General features: G+C 69.2%; 26 protein-coding genes. 15 read left to right on the top strand and 11 right to left on the bottom strand.

The features are described 5' to 3' along the window. Positions 1-278 precede the first annotated feature (278 nt). Positions 279-1229, bottom strand: a complete 951-nt coding sequence (gene argC / locus MZTS_RS17435; protein WP_192284792.1) for an N-acetyl-gamma-glutamyl-phosphate reductase — start codon at positions 1227-1229, stop codon at positions 279-281. Between the two features lie 229 nt (positions 1230-1458). Here argC and MZTS_RS17430 point away from each other — a divergent pair, with 229 nt between their 5' ends. Further along, positions 1459-2007, top strand: coding sequence for a DUF5872 domain-containing protein (locus tag MZTS_RS17430; protein ID WP_192284791.1), 549 nt, complete (start codon positions 1459-1461; stop codon positions 2005-2007). Between the two features lie 78 nt (positions 2008-2085). Here MZTS_RS17430 and MZTS_RS17425 read toward each other — a convergent pair whose 3' ends face one another. After that, entirely contained in the window at positions 2086-2256 is a 171-nt protein-coding gene (locus tag MZTS_RS17425) for a hypothetical protein (RefSeq protein WP_192284790.1), read from the bottom strand. Positions 2257-2348: 92 nt separating this feature from the next. Beyond that, the gene (locus MZTS_RS17420) at positions 2349-2549 is read right to left on the bottom strand and encodes a hypothetical protein (protein WP_192284789.1); all 201 of its coding nucleotides are present in this window, start codon (positions 2547-2549) and stop codon (positions 2349-2351) included. 319 nt (positions 2550-2868) lie between these two features. Between MZTS_RS17420 and MZTS_RS17415 the strand changes: the two genes are divergently transcribed. From MZTS_RS17415 to MZTS_RS17400, 4 genes are all read left to right on the top strand, one after another. Further along, a complete protein-coding gene (locus MZTS_RS17415) occupies positions 2869-3786 on the top strand; it encodes a 50S ribosomal protein L11 methyltransferase (RefSeq protein WP_009863853.1) in 918 nt (305 codons plus the stop codon). 80 nt (positions 3787-3866) lie between these two features. Further along, the gene (locus tag MZTS_RS17410; RefSeq protein WP_192284788.1) at positions 3867-5720 is read left to right on the top strand and encodes an aminopeptidase P family protein; all 1854 of its coding nucleotides are present in this window, start codon (positions 3867-3869) and stop codon (positions 5718-5720) included. A gap of 5 nt (positions 5721-5725) precedes the next feature. Then, positions 5726-6190: a low molecular weight protein-tyrosine-phosphatase gene (locus tag MZTS_RS17405; protein WP_192284787.1), complete on the top strand. Its 465-nt coding sequence runs from the start codon at positions 5726-5728 to the stop codon at positions 6188-6190. Then, complete coding sequence (locus MZTS_RS17400; protein ID WP_192284786.1) at positions 6187-6993, top strand: fructosamine kinase family protein; 807 nt, start codon at positions 6187-6189, stop codon at positions 6991-6993. Before MZTS_RS17405 ends, MZTS_RS17400 begins: the two co-directional genes overlap by 4 nt. Before the next feature lie 55 nt (positions 6994-7048). Here the strand turns inward: MZTS_RS17400 and MZTS_RS17395 are convergent, their stop codons facing one another. From MZTS_RS17395 to MZTS_RS17380, 4 genes are all read right to left on the bottom strand, one after another. Then, a complete protein-coding gene (locus MZTS_RS17395) occupies positions 7049-7396 on the bottom strand; it encodes a DUF6883 domain-containing protein (RefSeq protein ID WP_192284785.1) in 348 nt (115 codons plus the stop codon). Next, the gene (locus MZTS_RS17390) at positions 7393-7644 is read right to left on the bottom strand and encodes a DUF4926 domain-containing protein (RefSeq protein ID WP_192284784.1); all 252 of its coding nucleotides are present in this window, start codon (positions 7642-7644) and stop codon (positions 7393-7395) included. Before MZTS_RS17390 ends, MZTS_RS17395 begins: the two co-directional genes overlap by 4 nt. A 141-nt stretch (positions 7645-7785) precedes the next feature. Further along, positions 7786-9900: an SbmA/BacA-like family transporter gene (locus MZTS_RS17385; RefSeq protein WP_192284783.1), complete on the bottom strand. Its 2115-nt coding sequence runs from the start codon at positions 9898-9900 to the stop codon at positions 7786-7788. Between the two features lie 241 nt (positions 9901-10141). Further along, positions 10142-10459 carry a hypothetical protein gene (locus MZTS_RS17380; RefSeq protein WP_192284782.1) on the bottom strand — a complete coding sequence of 106 codons (318 nt, stop codon included), beginning with the start codon at positions 10457-10459 and terminating at the stop codon, positions 10142-10144. Between the two features lie 202 nt (positions 10460-10661). On the opposite strand from MZTS_RS17380, the gene MZTS_RS17375 reads away from it, so the two are divergent. Continuing rightward, a complete protein-coding gene (locus MZTS_RS17375) occupies positions 10662-11294 on the top strand; it encodes a 2OG-Fe(II) oxygenase family protein (protein ID WP_192284781.1) in 633 nt (210 codons plus the stop codon). A gap of 77 nt (positions 11295-11371) precedes the next feature. After that, on the top strand, positions 11372-11992 hold the full coding sequence (locus MZTS_RS17370; protein ID WP_192284794.1) for a hypothetical protein: 621 nt from the start codon (positions 11372-11374) through the stop codon (positions 11990-11992). Between the two features lie 146 nt (positions 11993-12138). On the opposite strand, the gene MZTS_RS17365 is transcribed toward MZTS_RS17370, so the two are convergent. Next, on the bottom strand, positions 12139-12420 hold the full coding sequence (locus MZTS_RS17365; protein ID WP_192284780.1) for a hypothetical protein: 282 nt from the start codon (positions 12418-12420) through the stop codon (positions 12139-12141). Positions 12421-12923: 503 nt separating this feature from the next. On the opposite strand from MZTS_RS17365, the gene MZTS_RS17360 reads away from it, so the two are divergent. The 6 genes from MZTS_RS17360 to MZTS_RS17335 are packed head-to-tail and all read left to right on the top strand — an operon-like array spanning position 12924 to position 20529. Further along, positions 12924-14216 (top strand): CmpA/NrtA family ABC transporter substrate-binding protein, encoded by a 1293-nt coding sequence (locus MZTS_RS17360; protein ID WP_192284779.1) that lies wholly within the window; start codon positions 12924-12926, stop codon positions 14214-14216. Then, complete coding sequence (ntrB, locus tag MZTS_RS17355) at positions 14216-15073, top strand: nitrate ABC transporter permease (RefSeq protein ID WP_192284778.1); 858 nt, start codon at positions 14216-14218, stop codon at positions 15071-15073. The genes MZTS_RS17360 and ntrB overlap by 1 nt, the downstream gene beginning before the upstream one ends. 12 nt (positions 15074-15085) lie before the next feature. Further along, a complete protein-coding gene (locus MZTS_RS17350; protein ID WP_009864854.1) occupies positions 15086-15880 on the top strand; it encodes an ABC transporter ATP-binding protein in 795 nt (264 codons plus the stop codon). A 25-nt stretch (positions 15881-15905) separates the two neighbouring features. Next, positions 15906-17126 (top strand): NAD(P)/FAD-dependent oxidoreductase, encoded by a 1221-nt coding sequence (locus tag MZTS_RS17345; RefSeq protein WP_192284777.1) that lies wholly within the window; start codon positions 15906-15908, stop codon positions 17124-17126. A gap of 11 nt (positions 17127-17137) precedes the next feature. Beyond that, positions 17138-18928, top strand: a complete 1791-nt coding sequence (locus MZTS_RS17340; RefSeq protein ID WP_192284776.1) for a NirA family protein — start codon at positions 17138-17140, stop codon at positions 18926-18928. Beyond that, a complete protein-coding gene (locus MZTS_RS17335) occupies positions 18925-20529 on the top strand; it encodes a sulfite reductase subunit alpha (RefSeq protein ID WP_192284775.1) in 1605 nt (534 codons plus the stop codon). Before MZTS_RS17340 ends, MZTS_RS17335 begins: the two co-directional genes overlap by 4 nt. Here MZTS_RS17335 and MZTS_RS17330 read toward each other — a convergent pair. Further along, positions 20511-21458 carry a LysR family transcriptional regulator gene (locus MZTS_RS17330; protein ID WP_192284774.1) on the bottom strand — a complete coding sequence of 316 codons (948 nt, stop codon included), beginning with the start codon at positions 21456-21458 and terminating at the stop codon, positions 20511-20513. The two genes, MZTS_RS17335 and MZTS_RS17330, sit on opposite strands and share 19 nt — an antisense overlap. 142 nt (positions 21459-21600) lie before the next feature. On the opposite strand from MZTS_RS17330, the gene MZTS_RS17325 reads away from it, so the two are divergent. After that, the gene (locus MZTS_RS17325) at positions 21601-22227 is read left to right on the top strand and encodes a glutathione S-transferase N-terminal domain-containing protein (protein WP_009863170.1); all 627 of its coding nucleotides are present in this window, start codon (positions 21601-21603) and stop codon (positions 22225-22227) included. Continuing rightward, positions 22224-23147 (top strand): pyridoxamine 5'-phosphate oxidase family protein, encoded by a 924-nt coding sequence (locus tag MZTS_RS17320; protein WP_192284773.1) that lies wholly within the window; start codon positions 22224-22226, stop codon positions 23145-23147. The genes MZTS_RS17325 and MZTS_RS17320 overlap by 4 nt, the downstream gene beginning before the upstream one ends. Before the next feature lie 38 nt (positions 23148-23185). On the opposite strand, the gene MZTS_RS17315 is transcribed toward MZTS_RS17320, so the two are convergent. Next, positions 23186-24193 (bottom strand): CmpA/NrtA family ABC transporter substrate-binding protein, encoded by a 1008-nt coding sequence (locus tag MZTS_RS17315; RefSeq protein WP_192284772.1) that lies wholly within the window; start codon positions 24191-24193, stop codon positions 23186-23188. Beyond that, on the bottom strand, positions 24190-24777 hold the full coding sequence (locus MZTS_RS17310) for an ANTAR domain-containing response regulator (RefSeq protein ID WP_192284793.1): 588 nt from the start codon (positions 24775-24777) through the stop codon (positions 24190-24192). Before MZTS_RS17310 ends, MZTS_RS17315 begins: the two co-directional genes overlap by 4 nt. Positions 24778-25067: the final 290 nt, after the last annotated feature.

The raw sequence follows: 25067 nt of genomic DNA, 5'->3' as shown, positions 1-25067 counted from the left end.
CCGATCCTCGAATCCGACAGAGAGCGAGAGGCTCGATCCGTCTGAATCTGCTCCGGTTGATCGGACCGGAGGCAGGTTCGGCAAGCCCGCGCGGTGCCTGAGCGAAGCCCAGATCCGCCATCCCGAACGGACCTGCGGTTAGGCATGACCCGAGGGCCGTGAGGCCGTCCGACTTGCGGCGGACGGCCCGCGATAGACTGTCGGAGTCCTCCCGACAGGGATCGGTCACGGCCTGCTTTCGGTCGCGACGGCACCGGGAGGTCTTGTGCTGAAAACGCTCAGTCGAGCCCGAGCATCAGGCCGAGATTCTGCACCGCAGCCCCCGAGGCGCCCTTGCCGAGATTGTCGAGGCGAGCGACCAGCACCGCCTGACCATGGGTCTCGGAGCCGAAGACCCGCAATTCGAGGCGGTCGGTATTGTTGAGGGCTTCCGGTTCCAGGCGCTCGCGATGGGCGCCCTCGTCCGCGCCCCGCACCACCTTCACCAGCGGGCAGCCCGCATACCACTCGGCCAGGACGTCCTCCAGATCGGCCGGATTCGGCTTGCCGGGCAGCGCTCCGAGATGGACCGGAATCGAGACCAGCATGCCCTGGCGGAAATTGCCGACCGAGGGAATGAAGATCGGGCGGCGGGTCAGGCGGCTATAGGCCTCGATCTCCGGCAGGTGCTTGTGGCCGAAGCCGAGCCCGTAGAGCAGGAAGGGCGCGCCCTCCCCCTGCTCGTAGCTCTCGATCATGGTCCGGCCGCCGCCGCTATAGCCGCTCACCGCGTTGATGCTGACGGGGTGATCGGACGGGATCAGGCCGCGCTCGACCAGCGGGCGCAGCAGCGCGATCGCCCCGGTCGGGTAGCAGCCGGGATTGGAGACCCGCCGCGCGGCCCGGATCGCCTCGGTCTGCTCCGGCGCCATCTCGGCGAAACCGTAGACCCAGCCCGGCGCGATGCGGTGGGCGGTGCTGGCGTCGAGCAGCTTCGGGCCGCCGCCGGAGAGGCTGTCGGCCAGGGCCGCGGTCTCGCGCGAGGCCTCGTCCGGCAGGCAGAGCACCACGAGATCGACCTCTTCGAGGATCGCCCGCTTCACGGAGGCATCCTTGCGGCTCTCGTGCGGGATGCTCACGAGGCGCACCCTCCCCTCGCGTTCGAGGCGCTCGCGGATACCGAGACCGGTGGTGCCGGCCTCGCCGTCGATGAACACCTTCGGAGCGGTGGCGGTGACGCCGTCAGACATCGCGGATCCTTGCGCTTGCCCCCTCGACACCGCCGCGGGCCGGGACGGCGCGGCGGTGTCGCGAAAGCATTTTGTTGATGGGGCCGCAGGTGGAAGCTTCGCTCTCCCCTGTCAACGCCCCGATGACATCGGTGGGGCGGCCCGGCCCGCTGTGGGCGGCTACGGACCGGCCGGAACTCAGGATGCAGCCTTCTGTTGACAGCTGAATGTCGAGAGCGAGGCAAAATCGATGGCAGGCACCGCGAAGAAGACCGATCCGAAGCTCTGGGAGAAGGTGAAGGAGGAAGTCACGCAATCCTCCAAGGGCGGCAAGCCCGGGCAATGGTCGGCCCGCAAGGCGCAGATGGCGACCAGCGAGTACAAGAAAGAGGGCGGAGGCTACGCCGGCAAGAAATCCGACGACAACCACCTCAAGCAATGGACCGACGAGGAGTGGGGCACGAAGTCGGGCAAGGAGAGCGGCAAGACCGGCGAGCGCTATCTGCCCAAGAAAGCCCGCGAAAAGCTGTCCGATTCGGAATACGACCGTTCGACCGCCAAGAAACGGTCCGACACGGCCAAGGGCAAGCAGCACTCGAAGCAGCCGGCCGACGTCGCCGAGAAGGCGGCCTCCGCCCGCAAGACCGGGGGCAGGAATGGCCAGACCGCCTCGAAGGGCGGCAAGGGCGGCAAGGACGGTGCGACCAAGGCCGAACTGATGAAGCGGGCCCGCAAGCAGGATATCCCTGGCCGATCGAAAATGACCAAGGGCGAGCTGGAACACGCCCTGGCGTCCTGATCCGCCCGAAGCGAAACGGGGAGGAAGGGGCCACCTTTCCTCCCCGCCTCATTCCAGACGGTCTCTGGCGGGAACCGATCAGTCGTCGGAGGGGCCGGCCGCCGAGGGCTCGGGCTCGCCCGCGGTGTAGCCTTCGAGCCAGTCGAGGCTCTCCTGCGAACCGGCCTCGTAGGGGTTGGCGGAATCGGGTTTGCCCATCGCCTTCGCGGACTTGCCTTCTTCGAAGATGCTGCTCGACACCACCGCCATCGATCGATCCTTCGCTGAGAGGGTCCCGGTCATCGAGGGGGCCGGGAAACGCCGAACCAAGCCGGATGCTGCTGTTGCGGTTCCCGCGGGTTTCAGGTCGTGGGCTCGTTGTCCTGAACCGGCTTCGATTCGGCACGGTGGAGACGGCTCAGCAGAACCAGCAGCGGGCCGGGCAGGGGCGCTTCGAGGGCGCCCGGATCGAGGATGTCGGCATTCGACGCCCGGCGACGGTCGGGCCGGGGCTCGCGCGGGACGACGATGGGGGATCTGCGGCGGGCGGATCTGGGGGTCATGACGCGACGGAGACTCAACAGCGCCTGATGAACGGGGCCAGCGGCGCCTCCCGACAACCCGGTTCTGGGCCTGACCTCGCCGGCCGGACAGGCCAACGGCATCGAGCGGGAGGTGCTTTGGCCGGTGAGAACGCTGCCTTCCCGTCCCGGTTCCGCAGGTTTCGTCTAAAAATTAAACATTATGCTTGAGGATTATGCATATTTGTACTTGCCTATGGCATAAAAGCCACGTTCGGCTGTCTGATGGTCGGCAACATGCAAAAGCTCGGCCGTAACGATGCCCGTGGCCCTCGGCGCGCGCCGGTGGTAGAGGGCGGGCATGCTCGAAGGCCTGCCGCCGCACCGACCCACGCACGTCCTGCGTCTGATCACGGACGAGCCCTCCGCTCGCGCCATGACCGAACTCCTGGGCGAGATGTTCGATCCCATGGAGACGGCGGTGGCCGCCTTCGAAGTGGAGGAGACCGGGGCGTGGCGCCTGGAGGCCTATTTCTCGGAGGAGCCGGACGCGGAGATGATCCGCGATCTGATCCGCCCCGTCCTCGGCGCGCAGGCCGATGAGGCCGTGTTCGAGACGATCGACCAGCAGGATTGGGTGCGGGCCTCGCTGGAGGGGCTGAAGCCGGTGCGGGCCGGCCGCTTCCTCGTCCATGGCGGCCACGACCGGCATCAGGTGCGGCCGAACGATCTCGCCATCGAGATCGAGGCGGCGCTCGCCTTCGGCACCGGCCATCACGGCACCACCCTGGGCTGCCTGCGGGCGCTCGTGGCCGAATTGAAGCAGCGGCGCCCCGCCCGGATCCTCGATGTCGGCACCGGCACCGGCATCCTCGGCTTCGCCGCCGCCCGCGCGCTCCATATCCCCGTCGTGGCCGGCGACCTCGACCCGGAGGCGGTGACGACCGCCCGCGGCAATGCCCGCCTCAACGGGCTCGGGCCGCTGATGCGCCTCTATCAGGGGCCGGGCGTCCGCCACGCCCTGGCGAACCGCCCGCGCGGTTTCGACGTGGTGTTCGCCAACATCCTGGCCCGTCCGCTCAAGCGCCTCGCTCCGTCGCTGACCTCGGTGGTGGCGGATGACGGCGTGCTGATCCTGTCCGGGCTGATCGAGCGCGACGTGCCGGGCGTGCTCTCGACCTACCGCCATCGCGGCTTCCACCTCGCCCGCTCCGGGGTGATCGAGGGCTGGGCGACGCTGGTGTTGCGCCGGGGCGGGGCGGCGCCGCGGCCGCGCTGAGGCCGACCGGCCGGCGCCGCTCCCCGAGATCCGCCCCGAGACGGGTGTTGCCGGGCGGCGCGACGCGATACCTTTCCGCCATGACGAATTCCGCCGCAACGCCTCCCCGCTCCCGCTTCCAGACCTTCGACGAGCCGGGCCACGCCAAGGGGCCCGAGCGGATCGAGGCCCTGCGCGCCGCCCTGCGCGAGATCCGGGCCGACGGCTTCGTGGTGCCGCGGGCCGACGAGCATCAATCCGAATATGTCCCGGCCGATGCCGAGCGCCTCGCCTGGCTCACCGGCTTTACCGGCTCCGCCGGCACGGCGATCGTGCTCGCCGACGCGGCCGCCCTGTTCGTCGATGGCCGCTACACGCTCCAGGCGCCGGAGCAGGTCGAGACCGGTACGATCACCGTGGTGCCGCTCGCCGAGACGACGCCGGAGGCTTGGCTCGCCACCCATCTGAAGCCGGGCCAGACCCTCGCCTACGATCCCTGGCTCCACACACCCGACGGCGTGGCCCGCCTGGAGCGCGCCGCCGCCAAGGCCGGAGCCACGCTCCGCCCGGTCCAGGACAACCTCGTCGACGCGGTCTGGGCCGGGCGCCCGCGTCCGCCGGCCGGGCGGGTCTCCCTCCATCCCGACGCCCTTGCCGGCGAAACCCGCGAGGAGAAGCGTGACCGCATCCGCGCGGCTTTGGCCGAGGGCGGACTCGATGCGCTGGTGATCTCCGATCCCCACAACCTGGCCTGGGCCTTCAACCTGCGCGGGGCCGATGTCGCGCATACGCCGCTCGCCCTCGGCTACGCGCTCCTGCCCCGCGAGGGCCGGGCCGCCCTTTACCTGACCTCACCCGACATCGACGCAGACCTGCGGGCCGCCCTCGAACCCCTGGCCGATTGCCGGCCGCGCGCCGCCTTCGCCGAGGATCTCGCCCGCCTCTGCGCCGGAGCGGCGCGGGTGCGCCTCGACACGGCCACGGGCGCGGCGGCGCTCAAGGATCTCGTCGAGGCGGCCGGCGGCATCGCCGAGCTGGGAGCCGACCCCATCACCGCCATGAAGGCGGTCAAGAACGCGGCTGAGATCGCCGGCACCCGCGCCGCCCATCGCCGCGACGGGCTTGCCGTGACCCGTTTCCTCGCCTGGCTCGACCGGGCGGCTTCCGAGGGCGTGAGCGAAATCCGGGCCGTCGAGGCATTGGAGGATTTCCGCAGTGAGGGCGGCCTGCTGCGGGACGTCTCCTTCCCGACCATCTCGGGCTCGGGGCCGAACGGCGCCATCGTCCATTACCGCGTCACCCGGTCCACGGACCGGACCGCGCGACAGGGCGAACTGTTCCTGATCGATTCCGGCGCGCAATATGCCGACGGCACCACCGACATCACCCGCACCGTCGCCATCGGCACCCCGACCGACGAGATGCGCGACCGCTTCACCCGCGTGCTGAAGGGGCACATCGCCATCGCCCGCGCGGTCTTCCCGCAGGGGACCACGGGCGCGCAGATCGACGCCTTCGCCAGGGCGAGCCTGTGGCAGGCGGGGCTCGATTACGACCACGGCACCGGCCACGGCGTCGGCGCCTTCCTCTCCGTCCACGAGGGGCCGCAGCGCATCGCCAAGACCGGCACGGTGGCGCTCAAGCCCGGCATGATCCTCTCGAACGAGCCGGGCTATTACCGGGCGGGCGCCTACGGCATCCGCATCGAGAACCTGATCCTCGTCGAGGAGCGGGTGGTTCCGGGGGCTGAGCGGGCGATGCTCGGCTTCGAGACGCTGACGCTGGCGCCCATCGACCGGCGCCTGATCGACCCGGTGCTGCTCGGCGCAGCGGATGCGGCCTGGCTCGACGCCTACCATGCGCGGGTGCGGGAGACCCTGTCGCCCGATCTCGACGGGCCGGTGCGGGAATGGCTGGAGGCGGCGACGCGGCCGCTCGCTCAGGCTTCGGGCTAAGCGAGATGGCGCAACCTGCCATCCTGTTCGTCTGCCTGGGCAACATCTGCCGTTCGCCCCTCGCGGAGGCGGCCCTCCGGCTGGAGGCGGAGCGGATCGGCCTCGCAGTGACCGTCGATTCCGCCGGCACCAGCGACTGGCATGCGGGCGAGCCGCCGGACCCGCGGGCGATCGCGGTGGCGCGGGCGAACGGGATCGACATCTCCGGCTATCGCGGCCGGCAGGTGACGCCGGCCGATTTCAGCCGCTTCGACCATGTGATCGCCCTGGATCACGCCAACCTCGCCAAGCTCCGGGCCCTGTGCCCGGCCGGATCGCGGGCCGAACTGAGCCTGCTCCTCGACCATGTGCCCGGCCGCAAGGGCGAACCCGTTGCCGATCCCTATTACGGGGCGGAGGAGGGTTTCGCCGAGACCTGGGCCGACGTGACGGCGGGCGCCCGGGCGCTCGCCCGCCGGATCGCGGGGTGAGCGACCTCGCCCGGCACGCGGCGGCCCTGCTCGGCGCTGCTCTTGCCGAGGTCCGGCCGATGCCGGGCGGCGACCTCTCGCACTGCCTGCACCTGCGGTTGGCGGATGGACGCGAGGCGGTGGCGAAGACCGGGCCGGCTCCCGAGGCCGAGGCGCGGATGCTGGCGGCCCTCGTCGCGGCGGGCGTTCCGGCTCCCGCCGTCCTCGCGGCCGACGGGACGGTGCTCGTCCTCGAACGGCTGCCCGATGCGGGCGGCGGCTCCGGTGCGCAGGCCGATCTCGGCCGGGTGGTGGCGCGGCTGCACGCGGCGACCGGCGAACGCTATGGCTGGCAGGAGGATTACGCCTTCGGTCCCGTCGCCATCGAGAATGCATGGAGCGACGACTGGCCGGCCTTCTGGGCTGAGCGGCGCCTGCTCTGCCATGCCGGTCATCTCTCCACCGCTCTGATCCGGCGGATCGAACGGCTCGCGGCCGATCTGCCGAACCGCCTGCCGCGGCGGCCCCGGCCCTCCCTGCTCCACGGCGATCTCTGGGGCGGCAACGTGCTCGTCGCCGGCGACCGTGTCGCGGGGCTGATCGACCCGGCCTGCTCTCACGGCCATGCCGAGGTCGATCTGGCGATGCTCGGCCTGTTCGGCCGGCCCGGCCCGGCCTTCCGCGAGGCCTACGGGCCGCCCGAGCCCGGCGAGGCGGAGCGCCGCCCGATCTACGCGCTGTGGCCGGCGCTGGTGCATCTGCGCCTGTTCGGCGCCGGCTATCGCGGCATGGTCGAGGGAATTCTGGAGGCGGCCGGGGTTTGACGCAGCCTCCGGCGTGCAGGCAACCCAGATATCCGCGCACCCGGTCGCTCTGGCCTCAGCGCTTGACGAGCGGCACCGCTGTGACGAGTCGCCATGCCATCGGGTCTTCATCCCGTTGCCAGACGCTGTGCACATGCGGATGGCGACTATCTGGCGCGTTCAGCGGACCTTCGACAACCATCCGCTCGCCTGCAGTCGGTGTTTCAGGCAGCAGAACTCCCGGATTCTGGTTGAAATGCTCGATCAAGGCGCCAGCCATGACGCCGGGCATGGCCGGATCGAATCCGAAGCTCAGAAAGAACCGCGCCTTCGGTCCACCCTTCGGGTGATCCGCGTTCAAGAGGGAGTGGACGATCTTATCCCTCGGCACGCGCAGCGGGCCACGCCCGCCAAAGGTTTTCAAGGGACGGGCCTGCCGGCAAAGACCATACCGTCGGCCGTGATCGTTGCCAGTGCGCCCATCGGCTCTGGAAACTCGACCTCGTAGGCTTCCCCGCCCCGCCAGATCGCGACGATGGTGCCTTCCGTGCCGGCCGCGATGGTGTCGCCATCCGTGGTCACCACGTCCTTCAGGATGCGCACGTCATCGAGTTCCCGCAGCGCAGCTCCGGGGTGATCCTCTGACCACTGATAGACGACCTCGACCGGCATGACAGAAAAGATAGGAAGGTCGGCAGGGCGCCGTCAACGTCCTCCCGTGACCGAGGCGTGAGCCTTTCGAATCCTGGCTGCCGCTCCGGAATCGTGCCCCGGGGAGCCGAGCTTCCCCAGGGCAGGTCTGGCGTCGGCCGCCTATTCTGCCGGGGCCGGCATCGCCGACAGGCGTGGCTCGAAGCGGCCGCCCTCGGCCGGCTTCATCTCCACCCGCTGGTCGTGGTGCCGGTTCAGGGTCGAGCGGTGGCCGATCGAGACGATGGTCGTGCCCGGCAGGCTCTCCCGCAGCGTCCGGTAGATGCCGGCTTCCGTCTCCTCGTCGAGGGCGGCGGTCGCTTCGTCGAGGAACAGCCAGTCGGGCTTGGCCAGGATCGCCCGTGCGAGGGCGAGGCGCTGCTGCTCGCCGCCCGACAGGCGCCGGTCCCAGGTATCGACCTCGTCGAGCCGGTCGGCGAATTGCGGTAGCTGGGCCGCGCGCAGGGCCTCGCGGATCTCCTCGTCGGAGAAGCGGTCGACGGTGTTGGGATAGGCGACCGCGCCGCGCAGGCTGCCGAGGGGGATGTAGGGCCGCTGCGGCAGGACCAGGGCCGACTGTCCCGCCGGCACGTCGATCCGGCCCTTGCCGAACGGCCAGATGCCGGCGATGGCCCGGAACAGGGTCGATTTGCCGGAGCCGGACGGGCCGGTCAGCAGGGTCGCGGCGCCCTTCGGCAGGGTCAGCTCCTCGGCCCGGACGATTTCGCGGCCGTCGGGCAGGGCCAGGGTCAGGCCGCGGGCCGTGACGGAGCCGGCGGTGTCGTTGCCCTGGGCGAGGCCGTAGCCGGCGCCCGCCAGCGCCTCCGCCTTGGTCATGGCCCGCTTGAACGAGCCGAGACGGATCGTGTTCGCCTTGTAGGCGGCGAGGATGGTGTAGGAGTTGATGAAGAAGTTCAGCGAGCCCTGGACGTTGCTGAAGGCGTTCGCCGTCTGTTGAAGGGCACCGAGGGTGATCTTCTTGGCGAAGAACGACGGGGCGGCGATGATCAGCGGGAAGATCGTGCTCGCCTGGCGGTAGCTGAAGGTGAAGGCGATCAGCTTGATGCGCCGGAAGATGATGCCGACGTAATTGTCGACGATGGCGTGGAACAGGGTCGTCAGGCGCGACGCCTCGGCCCGCTCGCCGCGCAGCAGCGCGATCTGCTCCGAATAGATGCGGTTGCGCGCAAGCGCGAAGCGGAAATCCGCCTCCACCTGCTCCTGCCGGTAATCGAGGCCGATCAGCGGCTTGCCGATGATGTGGGTCAGCCACGTGCCCACCACCGCGTAGGCGATCACCAGCCAGACCAGGAAGCCCGGGATCACCGTGTCGGTGAAGGGCAGCACGAAGTCGCGCGAGAGCGTCCACAGGATGACGATGAAGGAGACGAGCTGCGCCGCCTGGGACAGCAGCCGGGTCGAGAGCGTCGTGGTCTGGGCGATGAAGGCGTTCACGTCCGACTGGATGCGCTGATCCGGGTTGTCGGCATGCTCGTCGGTGAAAGGGATGCGGTAATGCGTGCCGTCGCCGAGCCAGCGTTCGTAGAGGCTGTGGGTGAGCCAGGTGCGCCAGCGCAGCTGCAGCCCGGAATCGACGTAGAGGTCGAACATGCCGATCGCGACGTTGAGCACGGCGAGCGGGATGAAGGTCCAGACCACCTGATTCCAGAAGGCCTGGGCGTCCAGGGCCTGCAGGGAATTGTACATGTCGCGGTAGTAGAAGTTGAACCCGAGGGTGATCGCCACATCGGCGAAGTTCACGAAGATCGACAGGGCGACGAGATTGCGGCCGATCTGCCCCTCGGTGCGCCCGAAACGGCGGAACATGCCGATCTCGCGGCTCGGCTTATCGTGGCTCGCGAAATACGGGTCGGCGATCAGGGTGATGTCCCGGATCGGCTTCCAGTACGAGATCGCGAGCACGATGGCGGCGAAGACCACGGAGCCGGTGGCGGCGAAGTCCGGCGGCAGCAGGGCCGCGACCATCGCGGGCAGCGCGCCCAGGGCCGCCAGCGTCTTCGCCAGCGCCAGCAGCAGGTAGCCGATCCCGTAGACCGAGACGAAAATCTTGAGGTAGGCCGAGAGGGTGTTGGAGGCGAGCAGGATGCCCGCCATGGCGAAGCCCGCCAGGGACACGTAGAGCGGCGGCGAGGGAAGCCCCGGCGCGGCCAGCAGCAGGAGCGCGACGAGCGCGGTGAGCACGGCCTGGACGCCGAGCCCGCTCTTCAATGCGGCCACGCGGAATCTCCTTCTCGCTGCACCGGCCCGGCCTCATTCGGGCCGGTCGACCGGGGACCGGGGGTCCATCGCCGAATTCGGCGCCCCTGGCTATCCGTCGTGGCGAGATCGTGGCGCGGCGGCGCGCCTGTCACGTGAAATTTCGGTCATGTCGCCCGCGCCACCGGGCCGCCGGCAGCGCGGCGTGACGGGAGGTGCGACACCGTGGACGCCTGTCACGGGCCGGGCGGGAAGCCGGTCTTCAGTTCGCGTCAAAGTTCCAGTCGCCGTAATCGGGCTCGCGACAGCGATAGCCGATCGGGCATTGCGGGTTGTCGCGCGTCGGCACGAAGCGCAGTTCGGCGATCTCGGAGAAGTCGCAGAAGCTGCGGTCGCGCACGAAGCGCTCCGGCGGGCGGGCGCCGAAGCTCAGCGTCGCCTCCCCTTCGGTCTTCACCATGGCCATGGCTTCCGCACAGCTCAGGCGCACCGTTGGCGCGCGTGGCTGAGCGGAGGCCGGGCCTCCCACAAGGAAAGGCGCCAGGGCCGAGCCGAGAACGACGAGGGTGGCAGGTTTCATCACGCAGGTACGGTCGACGGCCTGTCGCGGCCGCCAAGCTTGACCATGGCAGGTTCCGCCTACGCCGGGAAGGGGTTGCCGTGCCTCCGCCGCAATCCGGGAGTCTATCCTGGGCGTTGGGCCACAGCGGGCTCATCTCCACGCGCCGCTCCCCGATTCGCAGGGGCCCGACGCATCCTCCGGATGGGAGCGCAGTCGAGCGATGACGAGCCTGTCGATCCTCAATCTCGATGCCGTGCGCTCCGCTGCGGTTGCGCACGAGCCCTACACCTATTTCCTCGGGAGCGGCGTCCTCAACGAGGCGGCCGTGGCGGAGATCCGCCAGGACTTTCCCGACATCGCCAAGCCCGGTTACCTGACCGTGGACGAGGTGGCGCTGAAGGGGCGGTTCAAGGCGCTGATCGACGAGTTGGAGAGCGATGCGTTCTCCCGCATCCTGGGCGACAAATTCGGCATCGACCTTGTTTCTCATCCCCGGCTGACCACCATCATGAGGCGCAGCCAGCTCAAATACGGTTCGATCCATACGGACGGGCCGTCGAAGGTGATGACGCTTCTCGTCTACATGAACGATGCCTGGGAAGCGCCGGCCGCGGGCCGGCTGCGGGTGCTCTACGACGGCAAGAACTACGCCCCTTTCGCCGTCGAGGTGCCGCCGACCATGGGAACGATGTTCGCCTTCCTGCGTGCGGACAATTCCTGGCACGGCCACGAGCCGTTCGAGGGAGAGCGCCGCGTGGTGCAGGTGGCCTGGGTGAAGGACGCGGCCGAACTGGCGCGCAAGAAGAAGCGCAACCGCACCGCACAGTTCCTGAAAGGGATTTTCGGGCGCTGAGCACGATGGCGGAACAGGCTCCGGAGATACAATCGATGACCGAGGCGGCGGGCGAGGCGGAGAGCGGCCCCGGTGCGATGCAGGAGAAGCCCTCCCCGGCCCTGGCCCGGCGGCGGCTCGCGATCCCCATGATCCTGGCCGCCGGATGGGGGGCTCTGTTCGCCTACACCCTGATGGTCTTGACCGATGACAGCCCCGGCGCCGCCGTGGCCGGGCAGACCCGGCTCGCCGCCTCCGACGGCAGCGGCATCGACGTGCCGGAGGTCCGCCTGCCCGAACCGGAGCGGATGCCGGGGCCCGCCCCCGGTCAGGCGCGGCTGATGCCGGTCGCCGCCGCCGCGCCGCCGCTGGAAAAAGTCGTGCCCCCGGCCGAGGCGCGGCCCGGCGCCCCGCTCGTGGAGCGGGCCGCCTATGTCGGCGTCTGGGGGCCGACACCGGTCGCCTGCGGTCAGCGCCAGCGCCGCCGCGGCTTCCTGCCGGCGACGATCAGCGAAGAGGGCGCCCGAGCCGGCCGCACCGTCTGCCGCTTCCGCAACAACCGCCGCGAGGGCAGCGCCTGGACCATGGCCGCCGATTGCAGCGAGCGCGGCCGTCGCTGGACCTCGCAGGTCCGCCTCCTCGTGGAGCAGGACCGGCTGACATGGACCAGCTCCAAGGGGCAGGCGAACTACATCCGCTGCGGCCGGAAACCCGGCTGATCCCCGGTCGGCGACATGTTTCGACCCCATCCGTCGCCGCGATCGCGATCGATTCGTGATGACCTTCGCCCCGTGCACGGGGATGGCCTGAACGTCCTCGGCCGCCGCGCGCAGCCCGTCCGCAGCGCCATGGCGGCTCTTCACGGTCAGACAATTGCGGCCGCTGCCGCGTACCGTGACGGCCTGTCCTGCGATTCCTGAAGCACCTCAGGCTTGAGGGCGATGCGGAGCGACGCGTCGAGCCCTGCCGTCCCCTGTTTCGCCTCCGCGCGGATCCGCCGGAGGGCCTCGGCAGCAGCCTCGTTCGAAGACGCGTACCCGGTCGCCTCGAATTCGGCTGCCATTCGTCCGAGTGCGAGCTGTGCGCCGAAGATGCCCAAAGGATGATGTGCTATTTTAAAATACTTGATGCCACAAATGACAATCATTTTTCTGCTAATCTGAATTTGATGGTTTATGCGACCGCGATTAATTAACAAAACGCTATATATTCGAGAAAAACATGATTTTTATTATAAATTTGCCTCACGAGCTATCCGATATGCAGATAATATACGTGGAATTTCTTTAATATATGATCAAATTCGCGAAAGAGTGTTGGCCGTCGCGCTATGGATTGCGTCAAAGTCATCTGCTCACCAATCGCCCAGCTGCCCATTTTATAGGCATACGTTGGGCTGACCGCTTCTCGGTCTCACCCCGAGGTCACGCCCACGCGGCCCCCTCGGGGAGGAGGCTGGGCCGGATCGGTGGCGATTGGCACGCTTCATGCGAACCATTCCACACGGGCATGTCAACGACGACGCGCCCTTCAGAGAATCAGCAAAGCCGCTGATCCGGATTCACCGCACGCGACGATGTTCGATCGCGCAGGCGATCCCGGACGGCGGCTTTTTTCATGCGCGCTCAGGGCAACGGAGACGAAGAGCGGATGAGCATCGATCAGGGCAACACGACCCGTCGCGGCGTGCTCAAGGGAGCGGCAGCCGCCCTCGCCTTGGCAGGTGCCGCCCGCGCCGCCTTGCCGGCCGGTGCCTTCGCGCAGGGCGCCGGCCCGGAGGTCAAGGGCGTCAAGCTCGGCTTCATCGCGCTCACCGACGCGGCGCCCCTCTTCGTCGCCAAGGAGAAGGGCATCTTCGCCAAGTACGGTCTGCCGGAGACGGAGGTGCTGAAGCAGGCCTCCTGGGGCACCACCCGCGACAACCTCGTGCTCGGCTCCGAGGGCAACGGCATCGACGGCGCCCACATCCTCACGCCGATGCCGTACCTGATCTCCGCCGGCCGGGTGACGCAGAACAACGTCCCGGTGCCGATGTACATCATGGCCCGGCTCAACCTGAACGGTCAGTGCATCTCGATCTCCAAGGAATATCTCGACCAGAAGATCGGCCTCGACACCAAGCCGTTCAAAGTCGCGCTGGAGAAGAAGAAGGCCTCCGGCAAGGCCGTGAAGGCGGCGATGACCTTCCCCGGCGGCACCCACGACCTGTGGATCCGCTACTGGCTCGCCGCCGGCGGCATCGACCCCGACAAGGACATCGAGACCATCGTCGTGCCCCCGCCCCAGATGGTGGCGAACATGAAGGTCGGCACGATGGACTGCTTCTGCGTCTGCGAGCCGTGGAACGAGCAGCTCATCCACCAGGGCATCGGCTACACCGCCGTCACCACCGGCGAACTCTGGAAGGATCACCCGGAGAAGGCCTTCGCCATGCGCGCGGCCTGGGTCGATAAATATCCCAACGCCGCCAAGGCCCTGCTGATGGCGGTGATGGAAGCCCAGCAATGGTGCGACAAGCCGGAGAACCGCGACGAGATGGCGGCCATCGTCGCCAAGCGTCAGTGGATCAACGTCCCGGTCGCCGACGTGCTCGACCGGATGAAGGGCAAGTTCGACTACGGCACCGGCCGCATCGTCGAGAACAGCCCCTTCACCATGAAGTTCTGGGCCGACAACGCCTCCTATCCCTACCGGTCGCATGACCTCTGGTTCCTCACCGAGGACATCCGCTGGGGCAAGTTCGACGCGCAGACCGACACCAAGGCGCTGATCGCCAAGGTCAACCGCGAGGATCTCTGGCGCGAGGCCGCCAAGGCGCTCGGCGTCACCAGCCTCCCGGCTTCCACTTCGCGCGGCGTCGAGACGCTGTTCGACGGCAAGGTGTTCGATCCGGAAAACCCGGCCGCCTACCTCGCCAGCCTCGACATCAAGAAGGTCGCGTGATGGCCACCGGAGCAACCCTCGCCGCAACCCGCGACCGCGCCGCCAAGGTCCGCGGCCCCCTCGTGACCCTGGCGGGTCTGCGCGGCATCGCCGCCCGAATCCTGCCGCCGCTCGTCGTCCTGGCGGGCTTCCTGCTGCTGTGGGAGGTGCTGTGCTCCTCTCCGACCGCCGGCCTGCCGCCGCCCTCGCGGGTGGTGGCGGAAGCCTGGGACATCATCGTCGACCCGTTCTACGACAACGGCGGCACCGACAAGGGCCTGTTCTGGCACATCGCCGCGAGCCTGAAGCGGGTCGCCTTGGGCTTCTCCCTGGCGGTGGTGGCGGGCGTTCTGCTCGGCACCCTGGTCGGCCAGTCCGAATGGGCGATGCGCGGCCTCGATCCGATCTTCCAGGTGCTGCGGACGATCCCGCCGCTGGCTTGGCTGCCGCTGTCGCTGGCCGCCTTCCGTGACGGGCAGCCGAGCGCGATCTTCGTGATCTTCATCACCTCGATCTGGCCGATCATCATCAACACCGCTGTCGGCATCCGCAACATCCCGCAGGACTACCGCAACGTCGCCGCCGTGATCCGGCTCAACCCGATCGAGTTCTTCGTGAAGATCATGCTGCCCTCGGCCGCGCCGTACATCTTCACCGGCCTTCGCATCGGCGTCGGCCTGTCCTGGCTCGCCATCGTCGCGGCCGAGATGCTGATCGGCGGCGTCGGCATCGGCTTCTTCATCTGGGACGCGTGGAATTCCTCGCACATCTCCGAGATCATCGTCGCCCTGGTCTATGTCGGGCTCATCGGCTTCGTCCTCGACCGTCTGGTCGCCGGCGTCGGCGTGCTCGTCACCCGTGGCACCAGCGCAGCCTGAGGGACGAACATCATGGCTCATCTCTCCCTCTCCCAGGTCGGCATCACCTTCCGCCGCGGCGGCAAGACATCGGAAGTCTTGCGCGACGTGAACCTCGACATCGCCAAGGGCGAGTTCGTCTCGATCATCGGGCACTCGGGCTGCGGCAAGTCGACGGTGCTCAACATCGTCGCCGGCCTGCTCAAGGCCTCGACCGGCGGCGTGCTGCTCGACGGCAAGGAGGTGAATGCCCCCGGCCCCGACCGCGCCGTGGTGTTCCAGAACCACTCGCTCCTGCCCTGGCTCACCGTGCGCGAGAACGTGGCGCTCGCCGTCGACAAGGTGCTCAAGGGCAGGAAGTCGAAGGCCGAACGATCCCAGTGGATCGAGCACAACCTCGCCCTCGTGAACATGATGCACGCCGCCGACAAGCGCCCGGCGGAGATCTCCGGCGGCATGAAGCAGCGCGTCGGCATCGCCCGGGCGCTCGCCATGGAGCCGACCGTGCTGCTGATGGACGAGCCGTTCGGGGCGCTGGACGCCCTCACCCGCGCCCACCTTCAGGATCAGACCATGGAGATCCAGCAGCGGCTCCGGAACACCGTCATCATGATCACCCACGACGTGGACGAGGCGGTGCTGCTCTCGGACCGCATCGTGATGATGACCAACGGTCCCTCCGCCACCATCGGCGAGATCCTGCCCGTCGACCTGCCCCGGCCGCGCCGCCGGCTCGATCTGGTGGAGGACGCGACCTACGTCCATGCCCGCGCGGCGGTGCTGGAATTCCTCTACGCCCGCCACGCCAAGCCGGCTTTGGCCGCGTGAATGCGTGAAGGGGGATCACGGATTCATGAGCGTGAAGGAGAGACTCGTCGTCGTCGGCAACGGGATGGCCTCGCTCCGCTTCTTGGAGCGGCTGACCGAGCGGGCGCCGGGCCGGTACGACGTGACGGTGGTCGGTGCCGAACCGGTGGCGGCCTACAACCGGGTGCTGCTCTCCTCGCTGCTCGGCGGCGAGGTGGATGAGGCCGCCTGCGGCTTCCGCCCGCTATCCTGGTACGAGGAGCAAGGCATCCGGCTCGTCACCGGCGCGCCGGTGACGGAGATCGACCGGGCCAACCGCCTCGCCATCGTGGGTGAGACGCATGTCCTGCCCTACGACCGGCTGGTGCTGGCGGTGGGCTCGCTGCCGATCCGGTTGCCGCTGCCGGGCATCGATCTGCCCGGCGTCCTGACGTTCCGCGATTTTTCGGATGTCGCGGCGATCCGGAGGGCTGCCGTGGAGCATGCCAAGGCCGTGGTGATCGGCGGCGGCCTGCTCGGGCTGGAAGCCGCCGTCGGGCTCGCCCGGCTCGGTGTCGACACCACCCTCGTCCACGTCATGGACCGGGTGATGGAGCGCCAGCTCGACCACGCCGCTGCCCGCCTCGTGCGCGCGGCGATGGAGGAACGGGGCGTCCGGATGATGCTCTCGGCCGACACCGCCGCCATCGAGGGCGACGGCCGGGTCGAGCGTCTGGTGATGAAGGACGGCACCGTGGTGCCGGCCGACCTCGTGGTGATGTCGGTCGGCATCCGCGCCTCGACCGCGCTCGCCCAATCCTGCGGGCTCGCCTGCGGGCGCGGCATCACCGTCGACGACCGGATGACCACCTCGGACCCGGCGATCCATGCGCTCGGTGAATGCGCCGAGCACAGGGGCGTGGTCTACGGCCTCGTCGAGCCTGCCTACGAGCAGGCCGAAGTGCTGTCCCGGCATCTCGCCGGCGAGGCGGCGGCCTATCCGGGCACGTCGCTCGCCACGAGCCTCAAGGTGTCGGGTCTACCCGTCTTCTCGGCCGGTGTGGTCGACACGCCCGAGGGGGTCGAGGCGGTCGTGATGCACGACGCCTCCGCCGGGCTCTATCGCAAACTGATCATCGCCGACGGGCGGCTCGCAGGAGCCGTCTTCGTCGGCGACATCTCGGAGCAGGCGCGCTGCAAGGAGCTGATCCGCTCCGGCGCGCCGCTCTCTCCTGACGACCGGGACGACCTGATGTTCGGCCCGGCCCCGAAAACCCTCGCAGCGTGAGTGAGGCAGCGATGGCAGACGATTTCAACGCCGAGCAGAAGCGCTATCTGGAAGGTTTCGCTTCCGGCATCGCGGCGGCCCGGATGACCGGTGGCCTCGCCCTGGGTCACGCTCCCGCGGGCGCGCCGTCCGAGCCGACGGGACCGGACGCGATTCACATCAAGGCGCAGGACCGCACCGTGAAGAACGGCGGCAAGCTCTGCGACCAGGAGAAGTGGAAGCGCGCCGAGAACCCGTTCGACGGCCATAACCGCCTGATCGCCGAGGCCACGGCCGGCAAGGCGCCGAAGCCGGAGGACAATTTCCGCTGGCGCTATCACGGCCTGTTCTGGGTCGCCCCGACCCAGACCTCGTATATGTGCCGCCTGCGCATCCCCAACGGGATCCTGCAGCACTGGCAGTTCGCCGGCATCGCCGACCTCGCCGACAAGCATGGCGGCCCCTACAGCCACGTTACGACCCGCGCCAACCTCCAGGTGCGCGAGATCGCGCCGGAACACGGCCAAGCCTTCCTCGACGGGCTGGTCGATCTCGGCCTGACCGCCCGCGGCTCGGGCGCCGACAACATCCGCAACGTCACCGGCTCGCCCACCGCCGGCATCGACGCGCAGGAATTGCTCGACACGCGCCCTCTGGCCAAGTCCTGGCACAACTGGATCCTCAACGACCGCTCGCTCTACGGCCTGCCGCGCAAGTTCAACGTCGCCTTCGACGGCGGCGGGGTGATGCCGGTGCTGGAGGAGACCAACGATATCGGCTTCCAGGCCGTCGAAGTGCTGGAAGGCGCCGCAATTCCCGCCGGCATCTGGATGCGCCTCGTGCTGGGCGGCATCTCCGGCCACAAGGATCTCGCCCGCGACACCGGCATCGTCCTCAAGCCCGAGGAATGCAATCAGGTCGCCGACGCGATCCTGCGGGTCTTTATCGAGAACGGGGACCGGACCAACCGCAACAAAGCCCGCATGAAATACGTCCTCGACGCGTGGGGCTTCGACAAGTACCTCGCCGCCGTCGAGGAAAAGCTCGGCCGCAAGCTCGAACGGGTCGCCCCCGAGCATGTCGCCCCGAGGAAGCCGACCGACCGCTTCAGCCATGTCGGCGTGCACAAGCAGGTGCAGGACGGCCTGAACTGGATCGGCGTGGTGCTCCCCGTCGGCAAGATGACCACCGACGAGATGCGGGAACTGGCCAAGATCTCCGCCGAGTGCGGCGACGGCCAGATCCGTCTCACCGTCTGGCAGAACTTCATCTTCTCCGGCGTGCCGGATGCCAAGGTGGCGGAGGTCGAGGCCCGCGTCGAGGCTTTGGGCCTCACCACCAAGGCCGCCGGCATCCGCTCCGGGCTCGTGGCCTGCACCGGCGCCCGCGGTTGCAAATTCGCCGCCTCCGACACCAAGGGCCATGCGATGGTCATCGCCGACCATGTCGAGCGGGCGGTCCCTAGCCTCGACGTGCCGGTGAACGTGCACCTCACCGGCTGCCACCATTCCTGCGCCCAGCATTACATCGGCGATATCGGCCTGATCGGCGCCAAGGTCGTCGTCTCGGAGGAGGGCGACACCGTCGAGGGCTACGACATCGTGGTCGGCGGCGGCTTTGCCGAGAACCCGAAGATCGGCACCGAGATCTGGAAGGCGGTGAAGGCCGAGGACGCGCCCACCCGCGTCGAGGCCCTGCTCAACGCCTATCTCGCCCGCCGTCTCGGCCCGGAGGAGAGCTTCCAGGCCTTCACCGCCCGCACCGGCCCCGAGGCCCTGCGCGACGCCGCCGAAGAACAACCCGCCCTCAAGGCCGCCGCATGACCCAGCACGTCGCGCCCCCGCTCGTTCTCATCCCCGAGAGCGCCCCGTTCAACGCCGACCAGCGTTCCTGGCTGTCGGGCTACTTCGCCGCCCTGCTCGGCCCGGCCGTGGAGGGCGCCACCGCTTTGGCCCCGGGCGAGGCTCCCGCCACCGGCCCGAAGCTCGCCGACAACGACGACGCGCCCTGGCACGACCCATCCATGCCGATCGGCGACCGCATGGATCTGGCCAAGGACAAGTCGGAGCCGCAGAAGCTGATGGCCGCCATGGCCCAGCAGGATTGCGGCCAGTGCGGCTACAACTGCGCCGACTACGCCAACGCGATCTTCCTCAGGAGCGAGGAGCGCCTGAACCTTTGCCAGCCCGGCGGCAAAGAGACCCTGCGGATGCTGAAGAAGCTGGAGGAGGAATTCGCCGCTTCCGGTGGAGCGGCGGCTCCGGCAGCGGAAGCGGGCACCGCGCCGAAGAAGGAGCCGGAACTCGGCCCGCTGGGCTATTGCCGCGAGAACCCGGTCGAGGCGACCTTCCTCTCCCGCACCCGCCTCAACGCGCCGGGCGGCGAGAAGGAGACGTGGCATATCGAGATCGACTTGGCGGGCACGCCGATCGAGTATGAAGCCGGCGATTCCCTCGGGCTGTTCCCCGCCAACGCCCCGGCCCTGGTCGATGCGGTGATCGCCGAACTCGGCGCCCGGCCGGAACGGGTGATCGGCGGCCGAACCCTGCGCAACCGGCTGCTGACCGAGTATTCCCTCGGCGCGGCGCCCGATAACCTCTACCAGCTGCTCTCGTTGCTGACCTCGGGCGAGGCCCGGAAGAAGGCGCAGGCCCTGGCGGCGGGTGAGGATCCGGACGGCGACGCGCAATATCTCGACGTGCTCGGCGCCCTCCACAAGTTCCCCGGCGCCCGGCCCGATGCCGAGGTGTTTCTCGAAGCCCTCGACGAGTTGCAGCCGCGGCTCTACTCGATCTCGTCCTCGCCGAAGATGGACAAGGGCCGGGTGTCGCTCACCGTCGATGCGGTGCGCTACAACCACCGCTCGCGGCTGCGGCTCGGCGTCGCCTCGACCCATCTCGGTGAGCGCCTGCCCGAGCAGACCAAGGTCCGGATCTACCTCCAGAAGGCGCATGGCTTCGGCCTGCCGGAGGACCAGTCCAAGGACGTGATCATGTGCGGCCCCGGCACCGGCGTCGCGCCGTTCCGCTCCTTCCTGCGGGAGCGCGCCGCCACCGGGGCGCCCGGCCGCAACTGGCTGTTCTATGGCCATCAGCGGCAGGCTTCGGACTTCTTCTACAAGGAGGAGCTGAACGGCCTGAAGGACCAGAAGGTGCTCACCCGGCTCTCGCTCGCTTGGTCGCGCGATGGCGGCGAGAAGACCTATGTGCAGGACCGCATGCGCGAGAACGGCGCCGAGCTGTGGAAGTGGCTGGAGGGCGGCGCCCATTTCTACGTCTGCGGCGATGCCAAGCGCATGGCCAAGGACGTGGAGCGGGCGATCATCGACATCGCCGCCCAGTTCGGGGGCAAGAACCCCGACGAGGCGGTGGCCTATCTCGCTGCCCTGAAGAAGGCCGGGCGCTATCAGGCCGACGTGTATTGAGGGTTCGTCTCCCCGGCCGCCCCACCGGCGGCCGGGTTCACCCGCGGGTCGGCGCGCAGCCGCGCCGCGGCGAGATCGACGAAGGCCCGCACCTTGGCCGGTGCCCGGCGCCCCTCCGGGCTCACCACGTGGATCGGAACCGGTGCCTCCTCGTGCTCGGCGAGCAGGATCCGCAGGCGCCCCTCCGCCACGGCCGGTGCGACCTGATAGGACAGGAGCCGCGCGATCCCCCAGCCGTCGATCGCCGCCGCCAGGGCCGCGTCGACCGTGCTGCACGCGAGCCGGGACTGGACCGTCACGCCCATGCGCCGGGCGGGCCCGAAGCGCCATTCCGGCAGGGCGCCGGGGCTGGTCGAGCCGATCACGGCATGGTCGCGCAGATCCTGGGGTGAGGCCGGCACGCCGTGCCGTTCGAGATAGTCCGGCGCGGCGCAGACCACCCGGCGCACGCTGCCGACCCGGAGCGCGCTCAGCCCGGAATCGGCCAGATGCCCGATCCGCACGCCGACATCGATGCCCTCCTCGATCATGTTGACCACCCGGTCGAGGAACAGGGCCCGCACCGATACGGCCGCGTGCCGCGCGAGATAATCGGTCACCACCGGCAGGACGTAGAGACGACCGAACTGCACCGGCGCGGTCAGCGTCAGCGTTCCGGTCGGTGTCGCGGTCGAGCCGGCGGCGGCGGCCTCCGCCTCCTCGAGATCGGAGAGGAGGCGACGGCAATCATCCAGATAGCGTCCCCCTGCCTCGGTGAGCTTGACCGAGCGCGTGGTGCGGACGAACAGCCGCGCCCCGATCCTCTCTTCGAGCGCCGCGACCGTCCGCGTCACGGCGGGCGGGCTCATGGCGAGATGGCGCGCCGCCGACGCGAAGCCGCCGCTCTCGGCGACCTTCACGAAGACCCGCATCGCCTGCCAACGATCCATCGCGCTCCCTCCCCCGCCAAGGAGGGACGATTATTCCGTTCAGCGCAACAGTCGATTACTGAGAACGTCGCTTCACGTCACCGCCGATCAGCAGTCTGATGGCGCCTACGGCCGATCCCGCGGCCGGAAGGAGACGAATCCCGTGAAGCTCTACAGCCTGTCGCTCTCGGGCCATGCCCACCGGGCCCGCCTGTTCCTGTCGCTGCTCGGCGTGCCCTACGAGGTCGTCGAGGTCGATCTCGCGGGTGGCCAGCACAAGTCGCAGGACTTCCTGGCGCTCAACCCGTTCGGCCAAGTGCCCGTCCTCGACGATGACGGGACCATCGTGCCGGATTCGAACGCGATCCTGGTCTATCTGGCCAAGAAGTTCGGTCGCGGCGACTGGTTGCCCGAGGATCCCGAGGGCGCCGCCCGGGTGCAGCGCTGGCTCTCCGTCGCGGCCGGCCCGATTGCCTTCGGCCCCGCCGCCGCCCGCCTCGTCACCCTGTTCGGTGCGTCCTTCGACACGGGGGAAGTGATCGCCCGCGCCCACGCGATCCTGACGCTGGTCGATGCCGAACTATCGGCCCGCGACTGGCTCGCCGCCGGGCATCCGACCATCGCCGACGTCGCGCTCTACAGCTACATCGCCGTCGCGCCGGAGGGGAATGTCGATCTCGCGCCCTACGCCCATCTCGGTGCCTGGCTCGCCCGCATCGAGGCGCTGCCCGGCTTCGAGCCCCTGCCGCGATCGGCGGTCGGCCTTAGCGCAGAGGAGGGCAGAGCATGAACGAGCCGCTTACCCACGCCGCGCCCTGGCACCGGGGTGAGGTGGCGCTTCAGGAGCGCGTCGGCATCGCCGGGCGCATGGCCGAACTCGGGCCGAAGGTGATCCGGGATCACTTGGTCGCGCAGCACCGGGACTTCTTTCCGCAGCTTCCTGTCGTGGTGCTCGGGTCGGTGGACCGGGCGGGCCGCCCCTGGGCGACCCTGCGGGCCGGGCCGCCGGGCTTCCTGCACGCGCCCGATCCGCTCCACCTCCGGGTCGAGGCGGGGCGCGAGGCCGACGATCCCGCCGAGGCGGGACTGGACGACGGCGACGGCGTGGCCCTCCTCGGCATCGAACTCGCCACCCGCCGCCGCAACCGCCTCAACGGCACGCTTCGACGCGAGGGACCGGAGGGCTTCACGGTCCGCGTGGAGCAGAGTTTCGGCAATTGCCCGAAATACATCCGGCCCCGGCAGGATGGGCCCGCGCCGGACGCCTCGGCGCGCCGACCGCCGCCCGTCGTGTCGGATCGGCTCGATGACGGAGCGTGGGCCCGGATCGCGGCCGCCGATACCTTCTTCGTCGCCACCTTCGTCGAGGACGCCGCCGGCTCACGTCAGGTCGATGTCTCGCACAGGGGCGGTCCTCCCGGCTTCGTGCGGATCGATGGGGAAGGTTCCCTCATGATCCCCGACTATGCCGGCAACCGCTTCTTCAACACCCTCGGCAACATGCTGGCCAATCCCCGTGCCGGGCTCGTCTTCCCGGATTTTTCGACCGGCGATCTGCTTCAGGTGACGGGGCGGACCGACATCGTGCTCGATCCGGCCCGGTTCCGGGATGTCGCGGGCGCCGAACGATTCTGGCTCCTCCACCCTGAGCGGGTCGTCTTCCGGGCGCGGGCCCTGCCGCTGCGCTTCGCCCCGGCCGAAGGGGTGTAGCGCGTGTCATCGCCGCCGGGCGACGGCGCCGCAGAGGATCAGCCCAGGAGGAAGGCATCCGCGCGATAGAGAGCCGCGGCCGCGTCGCCGAGGCCGGCGGCGTCCTCGATCTGGCCGGAGGCCGCCATCTGGGCGACGAGCCAGCGGGCATCCGAGGCGCGGGGAGCCTGCACGGCGGCATCCATCCGCACATAATCCGGGTTGACCCGCCTCCGTCCCGTCGCATCGGACGCGACGGCCCCTTCGAGGGTGACGCGGACGAGGTCGGCATGGGTGGCGAGGCCGCCCCGCTTCGCCAGCAGCGTCGCCAACTCGGCATGGTGAGCCGGCTCCGCGCACCAGCGCCCGGCCTTGGCGACGGCCCGCACCAGGGCCGGCACGTAATCCGCATCGGAGGCCGGCACCGCGAGAACCTTCTCCGGGCAATCCGGGACGATCTCGCAGCCCAGCGCCGCGATCTGGCCGAGGCCGGCGGCGAACGCCACGGTGTTCCAGGGTGCGCCGACGCAGAACCCGTCGACGATGCCCCGGGCGAGGGCATCGACCGTCTGCGGCGGTGGGATCACCACCAGCCTGACCTGTCCGCCCAGGTCGAGGCCGCCGAGCTCGGCGAACAGACGGATCTGGTAGCTGTGGCAGGAGAAGGGGTGGACGGTGCCGAGGGTCAGCGGCCGGCCGGCCTGCGCCCGTTCCCGCGCGATCCGGGCGAAGGTGCGGGCGACCGTTCCGACATCGAGCCCTTCCGGCGCCATCGCCTGCCAGAGGGCGTTCGACAGGGTGATGGCATTGCCGTTGAAGCTGAGGCTCATCGGCACCGTGAGATCGGCCTGGGGGCCGCTCAGGCCGAGGGCGCTGGCGATGGCCAGCGGCGCCAGCATATGCGCGGCGTCGAGATGGCCCAGGGCCAGCCGGTCGCGCAGGGTCGCCCAGGACGGCTCGCGCGACAGGGTGAGGTCGAGCCCCTCGGCCCGGGCGAAGCCCAGCTCCGCCGCTGCGATCACGGGGGCCGCATCGGTCAGCGGAACGTATCCGAGGGTGAGCTTCATCCGAGCAGGTCCGCTGCGGTGACGATGGCGCGGGCAATGTCGACGATCTTGCGCTTCTCGTTCATCGCCTGCCGCCGCAGGAGCTTGTAGGCTTCCTCCTCGCTCATCCCTTTTCGCGTCATCAGGATGCCCTTGGCCCGCTCGATCAGCTTGCGGTCGGCGAGTTCCGAGCGGGCCTCGTCGAGTTCCCGCTGCAGCCGGGCGAAGGCGTTGAAGCGCAGGATGGCGATGTCGAGGATCGGTTTGATCCGCTCCGCCCGCAGGCCGTCGACCACGTAGGCCGAGATGCCCGCATCGACCGCCGCCTGCATCATGGTCTGGTCCGAGCGATCGACGAACATCGCCACCGGCCGCTCCGCCTGCCGCGACAGGCCGGACATCTGCTCCAGCACGTCCCGGCTCGGGCTCTCCAGATGGACCACGATCACGTCCGGCTTCAGGCTCGCCACCCGCGCCTGAAGATCGGGCCCATCGGGCAGGACGACGACGGTGGCGACGCCGGAGGCGCGCAGGCCCTCCTCCAGAATCGCGGCGCGGGCGCGGCTTGGATCGATCACGGCGACGGTGAGGCTGGTCTCGGTCATCGAGGCCTGGAATGGTGCGATCTGTTCGAAGACATCGTAGGACCTGCCCGGAGGATCGGGGAGAGCGGGCCAGGCAAGCCTCATACCCACTTCCCACGCCCATCGGACGCGATGGGCGTTACGAATCGACATGCGGCGGCCCCGGTTCTGCCGCAAACTGGACGGCACACTCAAGCCGTTCGCGAAATCAGCGGGAGGGTCCGGTCCATGCGCGTCGTCGATCCGTTGCGAAAGCCGGACGTATCCGCGACGTCCCGGGCCAGCTTGCCGCCCTTTATGGATGGCCCGCC

The organism is Methylorubrum zatmanii, from assembly GCF_014845115.1.
In the GTDB taxonomy this organism is placed as follows: Bacteria; Pseudomonadota; Alphaproteobacteria; order Rhizobiales; family Beijerinckiaceae; genus Methylobacterium; species Methylobacterium zatmanii.
This window is presented reverse-complemented; position numbering and strand designations above follow the sequence as displayed.